Genomic DNA, 1,368 nt, shown 5'->3' with positions numbered 1-1,368 from the left:
GAGAAAACCGATCGCAACTTCTCCGCGATGATCTACGCATGCGCTGCCGTCATCAATTCTCGATGATTCTCAACAGCCCCTAGACCGAGGGGTTTAGGCGGCGAGGGCAGATCAATGCCAAAGTCGGTCAGAGCATAGAAACGTCTCTGGATCGATGAATTGTGCACGCGAACGAATGTCCAGCTCGACAACTGCAGCCTCGTCGGGCTTCGTACCAAGGTTTTCAACGCGTAATGCGACCGTCGGCGGAGAGATTGACAGCGCACAAGCAGGGACGACATTCCTACTTTGCCAAACCCGGACATTTTAACTTAGCTCCTACAACCTAAAGTATATCATGGAACTGAGTATTGTAGCGGCCATTTAGTAAGAGTTGCCGCTTCAGATTGTTAGCGGAGAAAATCTCGAACTCGGGACCGGTATAGCCGGCGCCTTCGGCACTCGCGCGGATCGCCTTGAGATCGGCAACACCGTCGCCCATCATGCCGCGGTCCAGGGTCGCGGTCCCACCAGACATGGTAGACATCGACGGCAACGCCCAGATTCGGCGCATCGACCGCCCCGCAGATATCAACAGCGTCACGCACAGTCGTGAGGCAGGTGCGGTCCCCGGCGTAGACGGGATTGAGAGGTTCCAGCGCTAGCTTGACACTGCGGTCCGCCGCATAGAGTGCGAGGTCGGCAACATGTTCAGCGACAATCTTCAAGCTGGACGCCCTCGCCTCATCGAGAACCGCTGTCCTGTCGATCGCTTCGGTACCGACAAGGAACGGTGTGCGGCAAAGCCCGGCGACGGAAAGGTCTGCCGGGCGCACCCACTCGCCAATCTCGTTCGCCCCCGCACCGACTTCGCGGCGCCAGAAGACGATCGAGCCGAAACCACGGGCAGCACACGCATCGATCACCGGCGACATGATCATCGTGCGCTATGCCGATGATGTAATCGTCGGTTTCGAGCGCGAGGACGACGCTCGGCGTTTCCTTAGTGAGATGCGCGCGAGGCTTGAGGAGGTTGCGCTGTCGCTCCATCCGGACAAGACCCGCCTGATTGAGTTTGGTCGCCACGCGGCGGCCAACCGCAAGCAGCGTGGGCTCGGCAAACCGGAGACCTTTGCGTTCTTCGAGTCTACGCTCATCTGCGGAAAATCGCGTCAACGGCACTTCCAGCTTTCAAAGGAAGACCCGCGGCCGCATGGGGGCGAGACTCAAGGACATCAAGGTGGAATTGCGGCGGCGCATGCACTGGTCGATCCCCAAGCAGCGGAAGTGGCTGAGCAGACCGTTGGGGGGCACTTCGCGCGAAGTATGCGAAGTGGCCCCCCCCGGTTCCAACAAGTATACGGGCGCTCACAGCGTTAAGGTATCATG

General features: G+C 59.2%; 2 protein-coding genes and 1 pseudogene. 1 reads left to right on the top strand and 2 read right to left on the bottom strand.

Features of this window, described 5'->3' with window-relative positions; translation table 11 throughout:
* Positions 1-325 precede the first annotated feature (325 nt).
* The gene (locus NKJ26_RS33750; protein ID WP_502903265.1) at positions 326-526 is read right to left on the bottom strand and encodes a hypothetical protein; all 201 of its coding nucleotides are present in this window, start codon (positions 524-526) and stop codon (positions 326-328) included.
* A 31-nt stretch (positions 527-557) separates the two neighbouring features.
* Positions 558-914: pseudogene (locus tag NKJ26_RS33370) on the bottom strand (IolE/MocC family protein); the annotation flags it as partial.
* Here NKJ26_RS33370 and NKJ26_RS33365 point away from each other — a divergent pair.
* Positions 913-1,359 (top strand): reverse transcriptase domain-containing protein, encoded by a 447-nt coding sequence (locus NKJ26_RS33365; protein WP_352700100.1) that lies wholly within the window; start codon positions 913-915, stop codon positions 1,357-1,359. The pseudogene NKJ26_RS33370 and the gene NKJ26_RS33365 sit on opposite strands and share 2 nt — an antisense overlap.
* Positions 1,360-1,368: the final 9 nt, after the last annotated feature.

The sequence above is a fragment of the Mesorhizobium sp. M0152 genome (assembly GCF_040322415.1).
Classification (GTDB): domain Bacteria; phylum Pseudomonadota; class Alphaproteobacteria; order Rhizobiales; family Rhizobiaceae; genus Mesorhizobium.
Note: the sequence above shows the minus strand (reverse complement) of the source record. Positions and strands in the feature narration are given on the sequence as shown.

Bases quoted from the DNA above. Each gene is read 5' to 3' on its own strand.
- NKJ26_RS33750 (WP_502903265.1), bottom strand. From the start codon at position 526: ATGTCTACCATGTCTGGTGGGACCGCGACCCTGGACCGCGGCATGATG.
- NKJ26_RS33365 (WP_352700100.1), top strand. From the start codon at position 913: ATGATCATCGTGCGCTATGCCGATGATGTAATCGTCGGTTTCGAGCGC.